The following is an 18,966-nucleotide window of genomic DNA, read 5'->3' on the forward strand; positions in this document are numbered from 1 at the left end:
GCAATATACCCGCAATTACTACACTTTTTAGAGCTAGGAAACCATCTATCTATTTCGATGTAATTTCTACCGTACCAACGGCATTTATAGGCTAATTGTCGGGTGATTTCTCCCCAGCTAACGTCAGATATTGCCTGAGATAATTTAGGGTTTTTGACCATATTCTTGACGGCTAAATTCTCAACCACAATCGTTTGGTTTTCATGAACTAATTGAGTGGTTAGCTTGTGTAAATGGTCTTTTCTACTATCGTTAATTTGAGCGTGAATTCTGGCTACTTTGATTCTTGCTTTTTCACGATTTTTTGACCCTTTCTGTTTTCTAGAAAGATTTTTTTGCGCTTTTCGCAACCTCCGATAATGCTTTTTAAAATGCTTGGGATTAGATACTTTATCGCCATCGCTGGTAATCACAATGCTACTAATTCCTAAGTCAATTCCAATGGCTTTATCTGTTACTGGTAAAGGCTTAATCGTTGGGTCATCAAATCTAATTGAGATATGCCAACGTCCTGATGGATGTAATCTGACTGTTACTGTACTTGGGTCACAGCTTTCTGGTATTTGTCTTGACCATCGAATAGGTAAAGGTTCTGTGCATTTGGCTAAATAGATTTGTTTGTCTTTAAATTTAAAAGCAGATTTGGTAAATTCGGCACTTCCTCCTTGATGTTTTTTCTTAAAGGTGGGATACTTAGTACGACCAGCAAAGAAGTTAGTAAAAGCTGTTTGTAGGTGTCTTAACCCTTGTTGTAAAGGTACACAGCTAACTTCGTTTAAAAACTCTAATTATTCTTGCTTTTTCCAGTCGGTTAGCATTGAAGAAGTTTCAGTATATCCTACTCTTTCTTGTCTTTCATACCAAGCTTGTGTTCGTTCGTGGAGAGCTTTGTTGTAAACCAATCTTACACAGCCCAATGTGCGCCGCAATAGCGACTCTTGTTCTGGTGTGGGGTAAAATCGGTAAGAATAGGCTTTTTCCATATCTCACATTTTAGCATATATTTCGTAAACGATGCTCATATTTAACAGTAAAGCCGTCGTAGAACGACGGGGTTTCAGACCCAAATTTTCGATGAAATTCATGATGAGTGGATTCGGAATCTTTTGAAGAATAGACCTGAGCTCACGGAGGAGCGTCTTCACCGCACAAAAGCTCTGATGAACAGTAATGTACGTGACTGTCTCGTTCAGGGTTATAAAGATCTAATTCCATCCCTAAACTTACCAGATGCCAATGTCTGTCAACCCAACCGACAGGATCAGCGTACTGCTGCGCAGTGCCTTCGCCATCGCACTATAGATTTAGCGGTTCCATTGAATACTTTAGCCGGCGGTCGGGTGCAGTGATTTGTTAGACGCTCGCTTAATTGGCAACCTAACTAATCTATCTTTATGAGCCAGTTGCTTCTGCTTTAAGTCATTAAAAATAGCTCTTAAGTCATATTGAAACGATTGAGCGTATTCTTCTCTATACTTGTGAATTTCATCGAGAATTTCATTTTTATACATGACTAGACCTCTAGGTTATATCCAATAAGCTCATAAGGAGTGCAAATAACTGGCAATATATATCCGAGATCAGAACTAATCTGAGCCAGCTTACGCTGAATTTGGGCATTTGCCATGTGCTTGCAGTTCCATGTTAGCAAATAATCTAAGTTATAGACGGTTGCTAATGCCATATGTAAAGCGTCATTAGATGCCTTTAGTGGCAGATTGCTTTGAGTCAGAAACGCTTGCGAAAGTTCAAACGCATCTTCCGTAAGTTCGAGAAGCATTAGGGATTGTAACAAGTTTAACCGTTGAGCGGCGATTATCGGATCTCCCTTAGCTGCCTCATCTTCAACGATCTCTGATGCGTAAAGCGTAAATGAGCTACTATGTTCGTTCCACCAATCCTGGGTGATCTTGATATTAGCAGCAACGATCAGATTGTCAGTGGGTCTGGCGGTTAAATGCCCAAAAATACTTGTTTCAATATAGACGCTTCCATTCACGGCAACCTAGAATATCTTTTCGCTCTCTATCCTACCTTATTTAATCTTGGTTTTGAGGGTGTTGGGTAACAGCCGCCAACCCAACCGACAGGATCAGCGTACTGCTACGCACTGCCTTCGCCATCACACTTAGTTATCCTCTCCTAACCGTGCATTGGACACTTTCCGCCAGAAACCAATTTTTCTAAAAATTGGCTATTATCAAAAAAATGTTCGACATAAGTCAGTTTTAAATCTGCATTTACATCAGCAATTGTAATGCCATATACCTCAATTAGTTTGTTGGTAGGCGCGTGACCTTTAAATTCTCCTTGATGTGTTCCCCAATGCCTCCATTTAAAAATAACTCTTGGCGGACCGCTATAAGCTTCAATAACTTCCCAAACAAAGCCAGTTTTAAAAGCATTCATAAAACTTGCTGCACCTGATTCAAAATCTTCTGCTTTTGAACTATAAACCGGTGTTTCGCCTAAAAATAAATTATAAGTTCCGCGTTCTATAATGTCTTGTACCGTATATTCCGGACCGTGGTTAGTACGCATTCTAAATTGATGTATATCCACCGATGTCCATTGATTTGGATTTAGCTTATAAGTGGCTTCCATTTCAAATGTTCTTACTAAATTTTGTGCAATAGCTTCTAATGAGCCAGTTGGATGGTGTTTTTCGCTTTGCGCCCTTAATGTTTTATTCGTTCCTGAATAATCAGGGCGTTTTCCATAACGCCATTCTATGCCTTCATCAGCCACAAGTACATTATCTCTATCTTGTATTTGAATAGGAATATTCTCTGCTGACATATTTAACTCCTTCTGTGATCTTTAAAATTGCTGAAACTTACCTAAAAAACGAATACCTCGTGTTTACCCAAAGGTTTAATTGAGCGGTAAATGATCGTATTTCCCCCCCAACAAAAACCCATTAATATTGTCCGCTCCAATGGTGTGTTATGCCCGATCACTTAACTATTCTTAATTTCCATGATCGCGAATAACCCCTGTGGACTGAACAAGGAAGCGAACCATTTTGCGATCACCTAATCTCTAATTGAAACAGGCAACCTTGACGGACTTCACTGTTTGGCCTAACTATGGATTATACGGAAACTTTCCACATATCACGCTAAATACACATTTTTTTAAGAAATCTTTCCGCATATTACTCTCCTATAGAGCGATCGCAAGAAGTTTTTCTATAAAATTACAAGTAAGTCTGTTATGCCGAATTAAATTATTATAGGCGTTCTCAGATGTTTTGAAAATCCCACAGGGTGGCCGATACAAAATTAGGTTATACTTCATCTTTATGAGAAAGGCTGCCATACCGGAATCTAATTTTGGGGAGATTGATTACCATATTTAACTTCATTTGTCAAGAAATTCGCTCATTTTTAGGTGCGATCGCTTTTTACACGATTATTCCCGTTCCGATTGCCTGGCCGGATTTTGGTAGAATTGCCCGATGGATTCCCTTAGTGGGCTTATTTTTGGGTTTAATTCTGGTTTTGCTCGATATAACTCTAGCTGGTCTGGGAATGCCACCCCTGACTCGTGCGGTTGTCCTTGTGGGAGTTTGGGTTTATCTAACGGGAGGACTACACCTTGATGGAGTTAGTGACACGGCCGATGGTTTAGCTGTCACCGACCCCCAGCGTCGTTTAGCGGTCATGGCCGATAGTGTTACCGGGGCCTTTGGAGTCATGGCCGTGACCATGGTTTTGCTGCTAAAAATCGCCGCTTTGACGGATTTAAGCGATAATCGAGCCTTAGCTCTAATTTTAGCACCAATTTGGGGACGTTGGGGGCAAGTAATGGCGATCGCTCTTTATCCCTACCTCAAACCCACCGGCAAGGGAGCCTTTCATAAAGTGGCTTTTTGTCTGCCTTGGGACTGTGGGGGAGTAATTTGGGGGTTAATCGCCCTATTTGGTGGTCTAAGGTGGGGAATAATCGCCATTAGTGCTGGAATCGCCCTCGCTCTGCTTACTGGTTACTGGTTATATCGTCGTCTTCGCGGTCACACTGGCGATACCTACGGTGCGGTGGTAGAGTGGACAGAGGCTCTATTCTTGGTTTTTTTGACAATAATTAGCTAATTTTTGCCCTCCACGGCCCGTAAACGGGTTAATTTCAGGGTAAATTTTCCCCCACCGGTTTCTCCGAAAGCTCTCACCCGAATAATATATTTACCCGACTCGGTAATCCGTGCAAAAAGGAGAGCATTAGTGCCACCATCGGGACCATCATCATTTTCCGCTACAGTGGAACCATCGTCGGCCAGGAGAATTAAAACTCCATCAAAGTTTTCCGATTTGAGATCGATGGCCACCTGATCGTCCTTTTCCAAATCTACGGTATAATCCCTAGCAAACCCCCCCTCACCCGTGGGAATATCCTTGTCGGTGAGAGTATCGTTAATTTCTTTATTGAGGATGAGGGGGACGGGATTATAGATTTTTTCCGCTCGCACTGGTAAAGATTGACCGCTTAACCAGAATAAAGTGAGCAAGACGCATAAACCAGAATAGCGACCAGTCAAAGGGAATCTTGTCATAGGGGCAGGTATTCGTTTTCTCAATCTCCCTATTCTACAAAAAACTGATAACTATCAGCAGTTCGACAAAATTAAATTCACACCCCCTTTCGGGGGAACGCTGGAACTGCGGAACTGCGGAAGGGAAAAATATGTGTAATTAATTTTGCTTAGGTACTTATTTCTTGTTGGCAAAAACGAGTAAAAAAATCTCCCTTCGAGCAAGGGAGCAAGAGGGGAGATACAACCCGTTTAAGGTAATTGATAAAATCATTAATTGACAATCTTTAAAAGAGATTGATTGAAAAAAGAACTAGAAGTTAAAAACTTAAAGAGGGTCTTTCCATGGGCAAAGAAGCTAAAGACTGAGTGATATTATAGGCTTGACCGCGATAGGTAACGGCTACCGGTTTCTCAATGCTTTGAGCGACATCACGGTTTTTTAAATAGGGAACACCACGATAGCCTAAAATCAGCGGACTGGAAGCAACGGTGGCAGTGGGATTTTTCTCGTAAGCAATGCCGCGATAGGTTAATTTCATAGCTGTCTCTGGAGATAATTAGTGAGCTAGTCTTATCTCCATCGGCAGCGAAATTAATTCCAGAAAATCTCAACTTTTTTGTAGGTAAATATCCTACCAAGAAGACCCACGATAGCGCATTTCTCGACGCAGAGCATAACGACGGGCAAAATTAGGAACATCGCCCCGATGACCTAATAAAATGACCGTATCGCCTTGCTGTAGAATGGTGGAATTGTCGGGATGGGCGATGACACCACCATCAAATTGACGCACAGCAACGATAATAAAAGCACCCTGTCCCCGCACTTCCATCTGACTGATGGGTTGTCCCAAAAAAGGAGAATTGCTTAAAATCGAGTATTCTTCAAATTGTAGGTCGATATCGGCTAATAATTCGTTAAGATTGCGCCTACCTTCATCTTCCTGTAAAAAATCAATCGCGGCCGGATGGGTGATTAAATGGGCCATTCTCTCTGCTCCAATGGTAGCAGGTAAAACCACTTGATCGGCTCCAGCTAATTTTAATTTTTTCTCAGTGCTGGGATATTCTCCTCTAGCGATGATGTATAGTTGCGGACTGAGTTCTCTTGCGGTTAAAGTGATAAAGACATTTAAGGCATCATCGGGTAACACAGTCGCTAAAACTCGCGCTTTGTCGATGCCGGCTTTTTGGAGAATACTTTCATCGGTGGCGTTACCATTAAGAGTTATGTAACCTTTTTCCTGAGCTAATCGGATGCGATCGGGGTTATTATCGACGATAATAAAGGATTGGGCTGTTTTTGCCAATTTAGTCGTTAGGATGCGTCCTATGCGCCCAAAACCACAGATTATGACGTGATTTTCTAGGGATTCCATCTCTTTATTCATCCGGCGATCGCTAAAGGCTTTGTTAATTTCTCCCTCGGTGAGCATCTGAAAAAACCCTCCCACCACATAAACGGCCGAGGTAGTCCCACAGATGATAACTAACATGGTAAAAGCTCTCAGACTGGGAGTGTTAATCGGTTTAACTTCCCCGAAACCTACCCCAAATATGGTGATAATCACCATATAAACGGCATCTAGAAAACTCCAACCGTAGGCCATATAACCGATAGTTGCTCCGACTACCGTAGCGAGAAAAAAACTCGCACCGATGATAATCCTTTTCAGTGAACTTTGCATCGATTTCCGTGACCTGACCATCTAGCTATCAGCTTACAACTGTTTACTGATTACTGTTGAGACTTGACATTGGGGACAAAAATGAGAGGAGCGTCCACTTAATTTAATTCTGGCAATAGTTGCACCGCAAAGGCGACAATTTTCGCCAGTACGACCATAAACCCAGGCCATCGCCCCATAATTGCCATTAACTCCCGTAACGTGGAGAAAATCGCTAAAACTGGTGCCGCCTTCAGCGATCGCTGTTTCCAGTACAGAAATAATGTTTTTTGTCAATAAGTCTATTTGCTCAATTTTTAAGAGATTAGCGGCAGTTTGGGGATGGATACCACTTTTAAAAAGAACTTCATCCGCGTAGATATTACCAATTCCTGCCACCACATTTTGATCGAGGAGAAAAGTTTTAATCGGACGACGACTTTTTTGACAGTGACTATAGAGGTAATCGGGGGTAAAATTGCGATCAAAGGGTTCCAATCCCAGTTTTTTGAGAGCAGTAATCACGCTTTCTGGGGTTTTATCGGCGGCAATCCACCAAATTTTCCCGAAAGTGCGGGTATCGACGAAGCGCAATTCTTGTTGATTGGCAAAAAAGAAGCGTAAGCGCGTATGAATCGGCAGGGGAGTGGTATCTTTTACCCAGAGCAATTGTCCGGTCATACGCAGATGAACCCCGATACTGCTACCATTATCTAAATTGGCGAGGAGATATTTGCCTCGGCGCTGCCAATTGGTAATCGTAGTCTGAGCAATTCCTTGCAGAAAAGTTGCCTCACAATTAGGATAGGCTAGGGTACGCTGTAATAATACTTCCCCACCGATAATTTTTTTGCCCTGGGTAACTTGATTTAATCCGCGACGCACCGTTTCTACTTCTGGCAATTCTGGCATATAAGTAATTGAACAAAATTAAGTTCTTGGTTAGGGTAGGCAAAAGGCAAAAGATAGATAAACAGAACTTTTCATCGGGAAACGACACCAAATTAACGTCAATTCTACTTTAACTTTAACATTTCGATAGTATCAATTATTTCCCGTTCAAAACTGACTTGAGCGCGATTAGTTTTACCACCAATATAAAAGCGATCGCCCGATTGTAAAGCCCAAATTTGCGAATGGGAAAAGTAACTCATTACCACTCCCATCATCAATAAAGCAAAACCTAAATAGACGATAGGTACTCCCGGATCTGCCTTAATTTGTAACCCTGTACTGCCCACTAATTCGACTATTTTTAGATTAACTCCATTGATAGGAATCGTCATTCCTTCTCGTACAGCAGAGGTTAAATCTCCCTTAGCATCATAGACGATTACCGTACCTTGTAAATCTCTGGTTAAAAGAGAAACTCCCTCACTAAGATCGGTTTTAGTCGGAATCCACGTTCCCCAGATTTGTCCATTACCTTTGGTGTCTAAACTAGCCATCGGTAGCTGTAGGATCGGACTATTATTCACCTGTACTTTTACCCCAGCAATTCCCCAACTGGTTTGATAAAAAGTCACCCCTTTATGGTGCAAAGGTTGGTTAACTTGAATAGTTTTGCGATCGATCTGCTGTCCTTGATTATCGATCACCGACAAATCAGAATAAAATTGTTCTATATCACCTTTAGGACTATAATCAATCCAAAAACGATTAACTTTAATCCCCCAATCCTTGGGGAGAGAATTTTTAGATAATGGTCCAGCTTCAATAATATTTTTAACCTGAAAACTATCGCCACTAGCTACCATTTCTTGAGCGAAAAACCCCGTTAACGCTCCCCAGATTGCTCCTGCTAAAATAATTAACATGGCTGCATGAACGATAATCGGACCGATTTTACCGATCAGACCTTTACGAGCATAAAGACTGTTATTTTCTAGAAAAACTTTGTAGCCTTTTTTTTCTAATAGGGGGGTGAGGGATTCTAGGGAACCAGTTTCTAATTCAGCACTTAAAGCCAGTTTTTGAAATTGGCGAGATTGTTGATAAAATTGCCATTTTCTGGCCGCTTTTAAAGCGGGTAATTGTCGTCGGAAGGTACAAGCGGTTAAACTGGAACCAAAGAGAATTAATAATGATAGATACCACCAAGTGCTATAAACATGATTTAATCCCAATAGTAATAAAACTTTCCAAGTCAGAAACCCAAATAAAGCGGGTTTTTCAGGATAATTAGCTTGGTAGAAAGATAGAGATTGACCCTGTTCTATTACCGTCCCAGAAATGCTAAAAATAGCGATTAAAAGTAAGAGGATAATTGCTAATCGCAGATCGGCAATAGTCTGGATAAATTTACGTCCCCATTGAGGCGGTCTATTCTTTAAATTTGAGGAAGTTTCCGATATAGTCATAGTTAAAAGTTTTGCAATTCTAGCCAATTATCTATCATAACTCTCCACCATCACAGCAGACGGGATAATAAAGAAAAAACTCCAAAACCGATTAATAAAACCCCACTGACAGGATTAATCCACCCGGACCATTGACGCAGAGAAAGAAAGCTTTTCAGCGAGGCAGTAAAAGAACCGACGATAATTAGGGGTAAAACATAGCCGGCAGTGTAGGATAACAATAATCCCCCTCCTAAGCTTAAATCTCCCGTATTTGCCACCCATGCCAATAAAGTTGCTAGAACAGGTGTACTGCAAGGAGAGGCGATTAAACCAAATGTTAAACCGAGAAGATAGGACCGCAAAATCGGGGGAAAATCGCCGGTAATCCAATCGGTAGCGCCAAGGGAGGGGAAGCGCAGGGGTAATAATTCCAAGAGGTTTAACCCCATCAGAATAGCGATCGCACTGACGATAATTGGTAAACCGATCCCCACCTGTCCATAGACTTTTCCTAAAGTAGCGGCAATTAGTCCCAATCCCGCTAAGGTGGTGGCTAATCCCAGAGAAAACCATGTGGACTGCCAAAAAGCCGCTAAACGACCTTTATTTTCGTAACCCCCGATATAAGCGACGGTAATCGGCAACATCGACAGCATACAGGGGGTAAGACTGGTAAGTAAACCGGCTAGAAAAATCACGGCAATACTGACAAAACTAAGGTGAGTTAGTTGGGAAGTCACTAAGCGATCGGCGTATTGTTCAAGGTGATAGAGTTGAGTCTGTAATTGGTCTAACATATTCGAGAATTTTTAAGCAATAGAACAAAATTAACTTCTTGGTTAGGATAGGCAAAAGGCAAAAGGCAAGAGGCAAGGGGTAGTTAGATATGTGTAATTAATTGTGTCTAGCTAATTAAGGCTAAATTTGGCTCATTTCTAGGATATTACCATCGGGATCACTGACAAATAATGCCTTTCTACCCGAGGCACTCATTTGAATTGTATAACCTTGACTTTCTAGATACTTACCCATGGCCGCCACGTCATCAATAGCGAAGGCAAGATGAGGATTGCGTCCCCATTTTTCGGGATTGGGACGGTAGTTTTGATAATTGGTATCGACAATTAAATGAATTTGATAATCTCCCACTTGATACCAAACCCCATCGTATTGAAAAGGGCGATCGATTCTAGTCAATCCTAGAACATTTTCGTAAAAGTTAACAGCTTTTTCTAGATCGGTGACTAAAATCCCCGTGTGTAAGGATTTGGTGATGTTCATAGTTAATATCTGACTCGCGGATCGAGCCAACTATAGGTTAAATCGGCAATTAAGTTAAAGATAACAATTAAAATCCCATAGATAAAGGTAATCGCCATTACTACGGGGGTATCACTGCGGGAAATAGAATCAATTAATAAAGCACCGATACCCGGTACACGAAACACTTGTTCTGTGACTAAAGCACCGGTAAAAATTGAGGGAATATCGAGAGCAATCAGGGTGACAACGGGGATTAAAGCATTGCGAACTATATGCTTAGTTAGAACAGAAAAATTAGTTAATCCCTTGGCTAAGGCAGTTTTAACGTACTCTTGGTGAATTTCTTCAGTTACGGAAGAACGCACAAAACGCATCAACATCGCCCCTTGATATAAGCTTAATACAGTTACGGGCATAATTGACTGTTTAACCTGCTCGATCAAACTATTAAAATCACTGATTTCTAGGGTACTGTTATAAAAAGATGGTAGCCAGTTTAACTGCACACTAAAGATAATAATTAATAATAATCCCGTTACAAAAGTGGGTAAAGAAAAGCCAAGTAGCGAAAAAGTAGAGATGATTTTGTCTAACCAAGAATAGCGCTTGACTGCTGAAATTACGCCTAAAGGAAAAGCAATTAAAACCCCGAAAATATAGGCAATACCGACAATCCAGATAGTTGTGGGTAAACGCTGCCAAATGAGGGTAAAAACTGGGCTGCGACTGGTGAAAGAATAGCCCATATCTCCTTGAAGAAATGCTAACAACCACTTGACGTAACGCACGGGAAGCGGTTGATCTAATCCGAGACTTTTGCGAATATTTTCTCGCACCGCTTCGGTGATAGCAGGATTAGCGGCAAATTCTCCCATCGGATCCCCCGGTGCTAGGGCCAAAATGCCAAAAACCACCATACTAATAGCCAAAAGAGTGGGAATCGAAAATAATAATCTTTTCAGAAAATATTTGAGCATTTATTTACTACGCTTCCAGTCCTTGATGTTCCAAGTATTTCTATCCCAGGGAGTTAATTTAAACCCCGACAAACTATTGCTAATTGCCACCACATCGGCACGATGAACTAGGGGAATAATCACAAAATTATTGATTAACATATCATTCATTTTAATCGCTATTTCTCGCCGTTTTTCTGCGTTTAATTCTTGACTAAAAGCTTGCCATAATTTATCGTATTCAGGATTACAATAACGAGCATAATTATCCCCGGCCCAACCATCAGCTTTTTGGGGAATTTCGCTACAGGTAAAGGTTTTAAAATAGGCTTTCGGATCGGGACTATTATTACCAGTAGTGTACATTTGTAGGTCAGCATAAAACTTTTCTACCGTGTCATCGTTAGCAGGATCGCTAGAAAAGAAAATACTGGCATCAACAGTTTTTAATTCTACTCCTATCCCGATCGCTTGTAAACTTTGTTTGATAATTTCTTGGGTTTTCTGACGGAGAGGATTGACAGTGGTTTGAAAAACTAATTTCATTTCTACCCCATTTTTATCCCTAGTGCCATCACCATTACTATCTTTCCATCCCGCATCATCTAGTAATTTCTTAGCCTTTTCTAGATTAAATTCATAGCTAGTATTGGGCGAATTATATTCCGATGGCATCACGATAAAATTAGGAGTTGTTTTCCCAGTAATACCATAAAGCTGCGTGGCAATAGTATCTCTATCAACGGCTAACGACAAAGCTTCTCTTACTTTCACATCACTCAAAAAAGGATGGGGAAACTTAATACTAGACCTCTCACCTTCAGGAGTAGCTTGATTAGGATCACTCAGATTAAATAAAACTCTTTCAATCAAAGAACCGAAACTAGATATTAACTGACCCCGACCCGCTTTTTCTAAATCACTTAAAACCTTGGCCTCTACTTGCAAATTATAGGCATAATCCGCCTCCTGTGTCTGTAAAACCGCTCTTGCCGCCGAAGTGGCATCACCTCCTCCTTTTAATTCTATTCTTTGAAAACCCAATTTATCCGCTTCTCGAAAGAAAGAATTTGGTTCATAAACTGCCGTATCTCCAGGCTTAAATTCTACCACTTTATAGGGGCCAGTTCCCACCGGTAATAAATTAGCAGGGGCCTGGCGTGCCGTTTCATTGCTATACTTTTCATAGAGATGAGCGGGTAAAATCATCCCTTCTGTTCCCACAAAAACTAATGACCACGCGGGATTAACTTGCTTAAAAGTTATTTTAACTGTATGGGGATCTATCGCTTCCACACTTTTAACTATTTCATAATTGCCAGCGCTAGTAGAACCAGTTTTCGGATTGGTAATAAAATTATAGGTAGCGATGACATCTTTGGCAGTAAAAGGAGTACCATCTGACCATTTAATATCTTTTTTTAGCTTCCATGTCACCGATTTACCATCCCGGGCAACTCCCCCATTTTCAATAGTAGGAATTTCTGCCGCTAAAAAAGGAACTAATTCCCCTTTTTCATCGAAACTAGCCAAAGGTTCTAAGGTAATGCGACTCGCTTCTGAGTCTTTAAATCCCGTGGAGAGATGGGGATTTAAAATCGTCGGCGCTTGCCAATATAAAAGTTTTAAAGTTTCTGAATTATTATTGGTCGTTGCCGGAGGATTATTAGCTGTTTGTTGACGACAAGCACTAAAAAGCAGCGTACAACTAAGGGATAAAATTAACAGGGGCAAGAAAAGCGATCGCTTAAACATTTTTAGTGACAATCAATAGTTCAACAGGGTGACTTAGGTGATTCCCTACCCCACCAATAACAAGTTATCAGACATTGAGTCTTGATCTCGATCGATTAATTGATTATTTGCCTTTATCCATTCCTAGTCAAGTTAAATCGATCGTGCTATGATAGCGATGCTGTACTAGACAATAAAATTCTAGGCACGGCGACGAAAATGCTTATGACCTTATTTCATCAGGGTGCGACGGCAGCGGAAATCGTTAATCGTTACCCATCACTAAATCTAGCTGACGTTTACGCCACGATCGCTTTTTACCTCAAGCACCAATCGGAAGTAGAATCCTACTTGCAACAGCGACAACAGCAAGCACAGGAGATTCGGGTAATCAATCAAGAGAGATTTGACCCCCAGGGATTGCGAGATCGCTTTCTTGCGCGTAAAGCAGCGCAGCAAGAATGATTAAGCTTCTGGTTGATGAGAACTTTGATAATACTTAACTGGTGCGTTACGGCGGATTACTAATTTTGTTTTTTCATTCCAAGCTTATCACCGCCTAACGCACCCTACAAAATTGCTGTAAGCCAACCGTTCCATCATAACGGGGCTGTTAAATCTTTGGTATTTAGCCCTGATGGCAAGTGGATTGTCAGTGGCAGTGAAGATAAGACGGTAAGAGCTTGGGTTGGAAATTGGCAGGGTTGGCTGGACATCGCCTGCAATAGACTCCGCTACCATCCCGTTTTGAACGATCCTGAAACTTTAGCTCAGGATGAAATTGCTAGAGGTGCTAGAGAAACCTGTCAGAAGTATAGTCCGGACTGGCAGACAAAGTAAGTGAAGGCTACTAGCGGCGGGTGAAGCGGATCGTTAGCTTGCTAGATTTTCTGCAGGGACAGAGCTTCGAGGTCGTCCATAAATTTGTTCAAAGATTATACTGTGAGCATAATTTATTAATATTGAGCCAATCCGTTAATTATAAAAATGATGATTCTCGCAAATGTCATTTGGCCGTCTTTGTATCTGGTTGAACGTATAAACACATGGTGGATAGTTGGAATTAGTCTCCTGATTGAGTTCCTCTGCTTAATATGGCTGACCCAAGAAAAAATATGGAAAGTAGGATTGATGACTCTTGTGATGAACCTCGTTTCTACAGTTGTAGGTATTGTCGGCATCCCTTTGTCTGGTATTGTCTGGGAGTTAATTGCAACTATCACAATCCATCCCCTGTTTCACTGGGGTACATTCAATCCAGTTACTTGGATAGTGAGTTGTATTCTGGCTGCGCTGTTGAATGCAGTTGTTGAGGTTATGAGTCTAATTTGGATTTTTAAGTTTAGGTGGACAGCAAAAATTTTTTGGTGTCTAGTAATTGCTAATGGAATTACTGTTTCAATTGCTTACTGGACTATACTACTTACTCCACCAGGTCCAATGTGAATAAGATAATACAAAACTTTTCTCAGGATTTATTGGCACTTAATGTTAGCGATCTCAAGCTAACACTCCACGGCAGCGGACGGATAGAAGCCGCTTGTGGGGATGCCGAGGTTATCTGCCGCCGCTGCGTTTTGCCGTTAGCCGTAGGGTGCGTTCCCTAATGTGGCTCCTACCGCTCCACTAGCAGTAGGCTAATCTGGATAACACGCTTTTGGGCGTGATATACGGAAAAGTTACAGCAAAAAAGGAGGTTTATTATGGCTGAACGATTAGCAGTTGATGTTTCACAAACTTATGAAAGTGGATTTCTTGGTAAGTGAGGAGACGATAAATTTCCTTGCACCGGAGCAAGAATAACACGGGTGGAATTCCACAAAGAGGTTTCCAAACACCGTATTACTCCCTTTGATGATGGCATAGGACGGGGTGACGCTCACACAAATGATACTGAACTGCCAGATGTTGGAGTTCATTACTGGCTAGATGCAGGAACGAGGCTGAAATACATTTTGAAGGTCTGGGTTGAGGATTAAGGATTTTGTGAATCAGTTGTTGGGGGACGTTGGCTCCCCTTGCTTTTTTTGTGCGCTACTATGGAATTAAATGATTAAAAGCTAAGACTGCTATGGCACTGGCATCGAATGGACAAACAGCTATAATCCGCACAGAGCGAGGGCTTACAATTGCGGATACTCGTATTACTCTGTATGACGTAATGGATTATCTCAAAGCTCAGTATCCACCCAAGTTTATTCGTGATGCCTTCAATTTTACAGATGCTCAGATTCATGCTGCCCTTTCCTACATTGAAACACATCGAACAGAAGTGGAAGCGGAATATCAGGAGGTTTTAAAGACTGCCGCAGAAACTAAACAATTTTGGGAAGAGAGGAATCGCGAACGTTTTGCTCGGATCGCTGCTACTCCTCCTCGTCCAGGCTATGAAGCGGTTAGAGCTAAACTTCAGGAACGGAGAGCAAAGCGGGAAGCGAAGAAGCAATGATTGTTCTGGCTGATTACAACTTGAATCGGCAGGCAATTCTGATCTCTGGAAGTCTTGTTGTTAGCGGGTTATTAGATCTCGCTCTAATTCGGTTGAGGACATTTGAAGACGTTGGCTTACCCGCAGACAGCAATGATCGAGTAGTTTGGAGATTTGCCCAAACCAACGGGATGCTCTTACTTACAGCAAACCGGAATGCGAAGGGTGAAGACTCGTTGGAACAAGTAATGCGTGAAGAAAATCAACCGACTTCATTTCCGATCATTACGATTGGCGATCCGGATAGGGTCAATGAATCTGACTATCGAGAACGCTGCGTTGAAAGGCTTGTAGAAATTGTGATCGATATCCAAGACTATATGGGGGCTGGTCGGTTGTTTATTCCATAAGGTGATTGGCGCATCATATCTGTTGGTGACAAGGCATAACAACCCCAATGCACTCCGACCGACGAAAGCTAATCAGTGTGATCGCCGATCTTGTAGGGTGCGTTCCCTAATGTGGCTCCTACCGCTCCACTAGCAGTAGGCTAATCTGGCTAACACGCTTTTGGGCGAGATATACGGAAAGTTTCCGTATAATCAATAGTCCAGTAGTCGTAACGCACCACCCACGAGATATATTGAAAATAGTAGGCGTTATTTTTTTATCGTTGGGTTGTAACCAGTAACGTTATGGGTTACACTTAATGGATGATAGTCAGTTTCAAGCATCGAGGACTAGAGCAGTTCTTTGAATCGGGAACCACCCGAGGTATTCAAGCAAATCATGCCCAACGAATTCGGCTGATTCTGGCTCGTCTCAGTGCGGCAACTTCACCGCAAGACATGAACTTACCCGGATTGGTACTTCATGAACTGGCAGGGCAACGTAAAGGAACCTGGACGGTGAGAGTATCTGGAAACTGGCGGATCACTTTCACCTTTGACGGTGTTGATGCTTGTGATGTCGATCTTGAGGACTACCACTGATGAAAATGCATAATCCACCACATCCTGGTGAAGTTCTTAAAGAACTTTGTCTCGAACCTTTGAATCTGACTGTGACTGAGGCTGCTGAAGCATTGGGTGTAAGTCGAAAAACCCTATCTACCATCTTAAATGGTAGGGCAGGTATTAGCCCCGAAATGGCAATTCGCTTAGGGAAAGCTTTCGATACATCTCCTGAAAGTTGGCTCAATCAGCAAATGCAATACGATCTATGGCAAGCAGAGCAGACAATTGGCAATATCAAAGTCAAACGGCTATCAGTTGTCTAACCAGGGTTTGCAGCCGACGGACTCAACACCCCAGTGCGATGCCGAAGGCACTGCATAGCAGATCGCCATCGCTGTAGAGTGCGTTCCCTAATGTGGCTCCTACTGCTCCACTAGCAGTAGGCTAATCTGGCTAACACGCTTTTGGGCGTGATATTCTGTGTTTGTATTCCAACACTTCGTTAATCGATAGCTATATAGAACCCAGCCAATGAGTATGAGTGAATCCAACGAGTTTGACATCACAACGCTAGAAAAACGGCATAAAGCGCTTACCTTCTTGGCGCAGAATCGTCATTGGCTGGGGCCTTTGGTGCCTTTGGCGCTTCCAGTAGCACTTGTTTTGGACGGTATTTCCCTTCTTACATCAGGTGCTAACGAAAAAGAGATTGCAGAACAAAGAAAAGTAGCGATCGACATTATTCGAGCAGGAAAAGAAAATGGTGTTGATGAAATAGAGATTACAATGTCTCAGAAAGCTGGTGTTGGTCTATCTTCAGACGTTGATGGTGTCCCAATTGAGTTTATTGTTGGTGCTTCAGGTACAATGAAGCTAAAGGTAAAATACAAGTAGTGGGTGATGGCGAAACTCTACTATCGTGGCATGGCAGAGCAAAACGACAGACCCAAAATTGGTCGTAGTGCTAGATTATTAGGGGTTAGACCTAATATCGATATAAACATTCAGCAAATGCCAGTAGGTTGTCTAGATGAACAAAGCTATTTGTTACCAGAGCCACAGCGTAAGTTGCATGGCGATCTTGTAACGGTTGCCATTAGGGACACAAAGGGAATGTCTGTTGCCCTATCCATTGAAGGTTTACCAGCATTTCGCAAACCTGCCAGTTTTGGTGGAACTGGCAAAGACCCTTTATGGCAAATTGACGATAGCCATATCACAGGGGATTTACAGGCTGTCCAAGATAGCCCAACTCACGTTAGCATCATGCCAAGAGTTACAATGGCTCTAGAAAAGTACGAGGCAGCATTGGCAAACACCCAAAAATATTGGGAAAAGGTTGATTAGTGGCATACACACAATGGGAGGCTATCAAAATGGCATGGATATTTAGTCTATCGGCAGAATGTGGTTCGGATGAGAGCAACGCCTATAAATTTGCTCAGCATTTTGAGGGAGTATCATGGTTGCTGTCAACTGGTCGCCATTGCCAGTGTCACACAGATATATTCCAAGACATAGAAGAAAATTGGTGGTGTCGTGTTTCACCAAGTAATCTTAGCGAAGTGGGAATAGACAGCCCTGAAAGTGCATATTCAATGACAGAGTTAGGTATCTTACTATATCAGTCCCTACGATTTGCTCCCCCATTCCGTTATGCACTGGTTGGTGTTGAAGTCGATGAATTTAGAACTTACAGCGAGCTTATCGAAGAATCATCTAACTTATCTATCCCAGGACTGGTTTTAGCAAAACCACTCGAACAAGAGCTAGGAATATTGCCAGTATTGCGCCCCTTTAGTTCTAGTTATGTTTGGCAACCCTACGCAGGAGAAGTCTACAATCCGCTTATGGCATCCCAAAACTTAAAAAATAAGCTTAATGAACTGCTTAAGTTAACCTCACAAGCGAAGACGGCATAACTAGACCGTTAGACTGCTCCCACTGTTAGTACGATCGCCATCGCTGTAGGGTGCGTTCCCTAATGCAAGTTCTACCGCTCCACCAATAGATTTTTGGGGAACGCACCATGCTAGAGGATTATAAAAATATTTGCCGTCGCACTCGATCCCATCGTGGCTGAGTTCAACCGTTATCGAGAAAAATAGTTAAATCCCGTCAAATTCCCCTAAAACTTTCACCTCTGGTTCTAACCAGAGGGACCAGCGATCGAACACTTGTTCCTGCACATGACGAATTAAACGCAGAATATCCGAGGCTTTTGCTGAACCAATATTCAGGATAAAATTAGCGTGTAACTCTGATACTTGCGCCCCACCAATTTGATAACCTTTTAATCCCATTCCCTCAATTAAAGCCCCGGCAAATTGCGGTTTAGGATTGCGGAAAACACTACCACAACTGGGACGATCATAGGGTTGGGTACTTTTGCGATGGCGTAAATTATGGGTAGTAATTGCCATTATTTCCTCACAATTATCGGTAGCTTCTAACTGAAATGTAGCTTCGACAACTAAACGTTGATCCCCTTGCAGAGAAGAACTGCGATAACTATAATTTAAATCTTCTTTGCTTAAAGTTTCTAACTGACCATCGGGATTTAATACCAGCGCCCGCACTAATCGATCCGCCACACAGGAGGTATGTGCGCCCGCATTCATCACCACAGCCCCCCCCACCGTCCCGGGGATACCCACCGCCCATTCTAGGCCCCTCCAGCCCCTTTTTGCGGCTCTCCAAGCTATTTTTGGCAGGGGTTCCCCCGCCGCTGCTGTAATCGTAGCAGTTTCGGCATCAAAACAACTCGATCGCAGATGGCGAGTATTGAGGACAAGTCCGGGTAAACCTCGATCGCTGATTAGTAAATTTGAACCAGCCCCCAAAACAGTCAAGGGTAAATCTTGCGATCGCCACCAAGCGAACACTTCTCTTAATTCCTCTAGATTAACTGGTTCGGCATACCATTGCGCTCTTCCCCCCACCCGGTAGGAAGTGAAATCAGCTAGAGAAACAGAGGTTTTAATCATAGGGTTTTAGGGGGTTGGGGAGCATTTTCAGTGAACAGTAATCAGTAATCAGTAAACATAATAACTGATAACTGATAACTGATAACTGATAACTGAATC

General features: G+C 42.2%; 26 protein-coding genes and 1 pseudogene. 13 read left to right on the forward strand and 14 right to left on the reverse strand.

Features of this window, described 5'->3' with window-relative positions; genetic code table 11:
- Positions 1 to 983 (reverse strand): annotated as a pseudogene (locus EWV60_RS15080) (RNA-guided endonuclease InsQ/TnpB family protein); the annotation flags it as partial.
- Positions 984 to 1,160: 177 nt separating this feature from the next.
- Between EWV60_RS15080 and EWV60_RS15085 the strand changes: the two are divergent.
- A complete protein-coding gene (locus EWV60_RS15085) occupies positions 1,161 to 1,349 on the forward strand; it encodes a hypothetical protein (protein WP_287233114.1) in 189 nt (62 codons plus the stop codon).
- On the opposite strand, the gene EWV60_RS15090 is transcribed toward EWV60_RS15085, so the two are convergent.
- From EWV60_RS15090 to EWV60_RS15100, 3 genes are all read right to left on the reverse strand, one after another.
- Positions 1,326 to 1,511: a hypothetical protein gene (locus tag EWV60_RS15090; RefSeq protein WP_002757942.1), complete on the reverse strand. Its 186-nt coding sequence runs from the start codon at positions 1,509 to 1,511 to the stop codon at positions 1,326 to 1,328. The genes EWV60_RS15085 and EWV60_RS15090 overlap by 24 nt on opposite strands.
- Before the next feature lie 2 nt (positions 1,512 to 1,513).
- Entirely contained in the window at positions 1,514 to 1,999 is a 486-nt protein-coding gene (locus EWV60_RS15095; RefSeq protein WP_002797897.1) for a type II toxin-antitoxin system VapC family toxin, read from the reverse strand.
- 143 nt (positions 2,000 to 2,142) lie between these two features.
- The gene (locus tag EWV60_RS15100; RefSeq protein WP_002742903.1) at positions 2,143 to 2,799 is read right to left on the reverse strand and encodes a nuclear transport factor 2 family protein; all 657 of its coding nucleotides are present in this window, start codon (positions 2,797 to 2,799) and stop codon (positions 2,143 to 2,145) included.
- Between the two features lie 536 nt (positions 2,800 to 3,335).
- Between EWV60_RS15100 and cobS the strand changes: the two genes are divergently transcribed.
- Entirely contained in the window at positions 3,336 to 4,094 is a 759-nt protein-coding gene (cobS, locus tag EWV60_RS15105) for an adenosylcobinamide-GDP ribazoletransferase (RefSeq protein ID WP_002766151.1), read from the forward strand.
- Here the strand turns inward: cobS and EWV60_RS15110 are convergent.
- The 9 genes from EWV60_RS15110 to EWV60_RS15150 all read right to left on the reverse strand — a co-directional run bounded on the left by EWV60_RS15110 (position 4,091) and on the right by EWV60_RS15150 (position 12,517).
- Positions 4,091 to 4,552, reverse strand: coding sequence for a PPC domain-containing protein (locus tag EWV60_RS15110; RefSeq protein WP_002778638.1), 462 nt, complete (start codon positions 4,550 to 4,552; stop codon positions 4,091 to 4,093). The two genes, cobS and EWV60_RS15110, sit on opposite strands and share 4 nt — an antisense overlap.
- A gap of 299 nt (positions 4,553 to 4,851) precedes the next feature.
- Positions 4,852 to 5,073 carry a DUF4278 domain-containing protein gene (locus EWV60_RS15115; protein WP_193977579.1) on the reverse strand — a complete coding sequence of 74 codons (222 nt, stop codon included), beginning with the start codon at positions 5,071 to 5,073 and terminating at the stop codon, positions 4,852 to 4,854.
- Positions 5,074 to 5,166: 93 nt separating this feature from the next.
- The gene (locus EWV60_RS15120) at positions 5,167 to 6,222 is read right to left on the reverse strand and encodes a potassium channel family protein (RefSeq protein WP_002736402.1); all 1,056 of its coding nucleotides are present in this window, start codon (positions 6,220 to 6,222) and stop codon (positions 5,167 to 5,169) included.
- A 33-nt stretch (positions 6,223 to 6,255) separates the two neighbouring features.
- Positions 6,256 to 7,113, reverse strand: coding sequence for a DNA-formamidopyrimidine glycosylase (locus tag EWV60_RS15125; RefSeq protein ID WP_193977581.1), 858 nt, complete (start codon positions 7,111 to 7,113; stop codon positions 6,256 to 6,258).
- 104 nt (positions 7,114 to 7,217) lie between these two features.
- Positions 7,218 to 8,561: a cytochrome c biogenesis protein gene (locus EWV60_RS15130; protein WP_193977583.1), complete on the reverse strand. Its 1,344-nt coding sequence runs from the start codon at positions 8,559 to 8,561 to the stop codon at positions 7,218 to 7,220.
- 50 nt (positions 8,562 to 8,611) lie between these two features.
- A complete protein-coding gene (locus EWV60_RS15135; protein ID WP_002757062.1) occupies positions 8,612 to 9,340 on the reverse strand; it encodes a cytochrome c biogenesis protein CcdA in 729 nt (242 codons plus the stop codon).
- A 121-nt stretch (positions 9,341 to 9,461) separates the two neighbouring features.
- Complete coding sequence (locus EWV60_RS15140; RefSeq protein WP_287233119.1) at positions 9,462 to 9,824, reverse strand: VOC family protein; 363 nt, start codon at positions 9,822 to 9,824, stop codon at positions 9,462 to 9,464.
- A 2-nt stretch (positions 9,825 to 9,826) separates the two neighbouring features.
- Complete coding sequence (locus tag EWV60_RS15145; RefSeq protein ID WP_287233121.1) at positions 9,827 to 10,783, reverse strand: ABC transporter permease; 957 nt, start codon at positions 10,781 to 10,783, stop codon at positions 9,827 to 9,829.
- A complete protein-coding gene (locus EWV60_RS15150) occupies positions 10,784 to 12,517 on the reverse strand; it encodes a peptide ABC transporter substrate-binding protein (RefSeq protein ID WP_287233123.1) in 1,734 nt (577 codons plus the stop codon). It lies immediately after the preceding gene.
- A 204-nt stretch (positions 12,518 to 12,721) separates the two neighbouring features.
- On the opposite strand from EWV60_RS15150, the gene EWV60_RS15155 reads away from it, so the two are divergent.
- From EWV60_RS15155 to EWV60_RS15205, 11 genes are all read left to right on the forward strand, one after another.
- Positions 12,722 to 12,961, forward strand: coding sequence for a DUF433 domain-containing protein (locus EWV60_RS15155; protein ID WP_223210923.1), 240 nt, complete (start codon positions 12,722 to 12,724; stop codon positions 12,959 to 12,961).
- Positions 12,962 to 13,072: 111 nt separating this feature from the next.
- Positions 13,073 to 13,336 (forward strand): WD40 repeat domain-containing protein, encoded by a 264-nt coding sequence (locus EWV60_RS15160; RefSeq protein ID WP_287233147.1) that lies wholly within the window; start codon positions 13,073 to 13,075, stop codon positions 13,334 to 13,336.
- A 147-nt stretch (positions 13,337 to 13,483) separates the two neighbouring features.
- On the forward strand, positions 13,484 to 13,942 hold the full coding sequence (locus EWV60_RS15165; protein ID WP_185237914.1) for a hypothetical protein: 459 nt from the start codon (positions 13,484 to 13,486) through the stop codon (positions 13,940 to 13,942).
- Positions 13,939 to 14,103 carry a hypothetical protein gene (locus tag EWV60_RS15170; RefSeq protein WP_185237913.1) on the forward strand — a complete coding sequence of 55 codons (165 nt, stop codon included), beginning with the start codon at positions 13,939 to 13,941 and terminating at the stop codon, positions 14,101 to 14,103. The genes EWV60_RS15165 and EWV60_RS15170 overlap by 4 nt, the downstream gene beginning before the upstream one ends.
- Before the next feature lie 464 nt (positions 14,104 to 14,567).
- Positions 14,568 to 14,945 carry a DUF433 domain-containing protein gene (locus EWV60_RS15175; protein ID WP_016514527.1) on the forward strand — a complete coding sequence of 126 codons (378 nt, stop codon included), beginning with the start codon at positions 14,568 to 14,570 and terminating at the stop codon, positions 14,943 to 14,945.
- Positions 14,942 to 15,334: a hypothetical protein gene (locus EWV60_RS15180; protein ID WP_002791850.1), complete on the forward strand. Its 393-nt coding sequence runs from the start codon at positions 14,942 to 14,944 to the stop codon at positions 15,332 to 15,334. Before EWV60_RS15175 ends, EWV60_RS15180 begins: the two co-directional genes overlap by 4 nt.
- 303 nt (positions 15,335 to 15,637) lie before the next feature.
- Positions 15,638 to 15,916 (forward strand): type II toxin-antitoxin system RelE/ParE family toxin, encoded by a 279-nt coding sequence (locus tag EWV60_RS15185; protein ID WP_024968549.1) that lies wholly within the window; start codon positions 15,638 to 15,640, stop codon positions 15,914 to 15,916.
- Positions 15,916 to 16,203, forward strand: a complete 288-nt coding sequence (locus EWV60_RS15190) for a HigA family addiction module antitoxin (protein ID WP_016514525.1) — start codon at positions 15,916 to 15,918, stop codon at positions 16,201 to 16,203. Before EWV60_RS15185 ends, EWV60_RS15190 begins: the two co-directional genes overlap by 1 nt.
- A 214-nt stretch (positions 16,204 to 16,417) precedes the next feature.
- Positions 16,418 to 16,774: a KH domain-containing protein gene (locus EWV60_RS15195; RefSeq protein ID WP_287233130.1), complete on the forward strand. Its 357-nt coding sequence runs from the start codon at positions 16,418 to 16,420 to the stop codon at positions 16,772 to 16,774.
- A gap of 6 nt (positions 16,775 to 16,780) precedes the next feature.
- Positions 16,781 to 17,227: a Tse2 family ADP-ribosyltransferase toxin gene (locus EWV60_RS15200; RefSeq protein ID WP_002799046.1), complete on the forward strand. Its 447-nt coding sequence runs from the start codon at positions 16,781 to 16,783 to the stop codon at positions 17,225 to 17,227.
- Positions 17,228 to 17,256: 29 nt separating this feature from the next.
- Positions 17,257 to 17,802 carry a hypothetical protein gene (locus EWV60_RS15205; RefSeq protein ID WP_272014982.1) on the forward strand — a complete coding sequence of 182 codons (546 nt, stop codon included), beginning with the start codon at positions 17,257 to 17,259 and terminating at the stop codon, positions 17,800 to 17,802.
- 186 nt (positions 17,803 to 17,988) lie between these two features.
- Here EWV60_RS15205 and murB read toward each other — a convergent pair whose 3' ends face one another.
- A complete protein-coding gene (gene murB, locus EWV60_RS15210) occupies positions 17,989 to 18,867 on the reverse strand; it encodes a UDP-N-acetylmuramate dehydrogenase (RefSeq protein WP_287233134.1) in 879 nt (292 codons plus the stop codon).
- Positions 18,868 to 18,966: the final 99 nt, after the last annotated feature.

Source organism: Microcystis sp. Msp_OC_L_20101000_S702 (assembly GCF_007095705.1).
GTDB classification, from domain to species: Bacteria; Cyanobacteriota; Cyanobacteriia; order Cyanobacteriales; family Microcystaceae; genus Microcystis; species Microcystis ichthyoblabe_A.

Coding starts and splice junctions, on each gene's coding strand:
- EWV60_RS15085 (WP_287233114.1), top strand. CDS start 1,161: ATGAACAGTAATGTACGTGACTGTCTCGTTCAGGGTTATAAAGATCTA.
- EWV60_RS15090 (WP_002757942.1), bottom strand. CDS start 1,511: ATGTATAAAAATGAAATTCTCGATGAAATTCACAAGTATAGAGAAGAA.
- EWV60_RS15100 (WP_002742903.1), bottom strand. CDS start 2,799: ATGTCAGCAGAGAATATTCCTATTCAAATACAAGATAGAGATAATGTA.
- EWV60_RS15110 (WP_002778638.1), bottom strand. CDS start 4,552: ATGACAAGATTCCCTTTGACTGGTCGCTATTCTGGTTTATGCGTCTTG.
- EWV60_RS15115 (WP_193977579.1), bottom strand. CDS start 5,073: ATGAAATTAACCTATCGCGGCATTGCTTACGAGAAAAATCCCACTGCC.
- EWV60_RS15120 (WP_002736402.1), bottom strand. CDS start 6,222: ATGCAAAGTTCACTGAAAAGGATTATCATCGGTGCGAGTTTTTTTCTC.
- EWV60_RS15125 (WP_193977581.1), bottom strand. CDS start 7,113: ATGCCAGAATTGCCAGAAGTAGAAACGGTGCGTCGCGGATTAAATCAA.
- EWV60_RS15130 (WP_193977583.1), bottom strand. CDS start 8,561: ATGACTATATCGGAAACTTCCTCAAATTTAAAGAATAGACCGCCTCAA.
- EWV60_RS15135 (WP_002757062.1), bottom strand. CDS start 9,340: ATGTTAGACCAATTACAGACTCAACTCTATCACCTTGAACAATACGCC.
- EWV60_RS15140 (WP_287233119.1), bottom strand. CDS start 9,824: ATGAACATCACCAAATCCTTACACACGGGGATTTTAGTCACCGATCTA.
- EWV60_RS15145 (WP_287233121.1), bottom strand. CDS start 10,783: ATGCTCAAATATTTTCTGAAAAGATTATTATTTTCGATTCCCACTCTT.
- EWV60_RS15150 (WP_287233123.1), bottom strand. CDS start 12,517: ATGTTTAAGCGATCGCTTTTCTTGCCCCTGTTAATTTTATCCCTTAGT.
- EWV60_RS15155 (WP_223210923.1), top strand. CDS start 12,722: ATGACCTTATTTCATCAGGGTGCGACGGCAGCGGAAATCGTTAATCGT.
- EWV60_RS15165 (WP_185237914.1), top strand. CDS start 13,484: ATGATGATTCTCGCAAATGTCATTTGGCCGTCTTTGTATCTGGTTGAA.
- EWV60_RS15175 (WP_016514527.1), top strand. CDS start 14,568: ATGGCACTGGCATCGAATGGACAAACAGCTATAATCCGCACAGAGCGA.
- EWV60_RS15180 (WP_002791850.1), top strand. CDS start 14,942: ATGATTGTTCTGGCTGATTACAACTTGAATCGGCAGGCAATTCTGATC.
- EWV60_RS15185 (WP_024968549.1), top strand. CDS start 15,638: ATGATAGTCAGTTTCAAGCATCGAGGACTAGAGCAGTTCTTTGAATCG.
- EWV60_RS15190 (WP_016514525.1), top strand. CDS start 15,916: ATGAAAATGCATAATCCACCACATCCTGGTGAAGTTCTTAAAGAACTT.
- EWV60_RS15195 (WP_287233130.1), top strand. CDS start 16,418: ATGAGTGAATCCAACGAGTTTGACATCACAACGCTAGAAAAACGGCAT.
- EWV60_RS15200 (WP_002799046.1), top strand. CDS start 16,781: ATGGCGAAACTCTACTATCGTGGCATGGCAGAGCAAAACGACAGACCC.
- EWV60_RS15205 (WP_272014982.1), top strand. CDS start 17,257: ATGGCATGGATATTTAGTCTATCGGCAGAATGTGGTTCGGATGAGAGC.
- murB (WP_287233134.1), bottom strand. CDS start 18,867: ATGATTAAAACCTCTGTTTCTCTAGCTGATTTCACTTCCTACCGGGTG.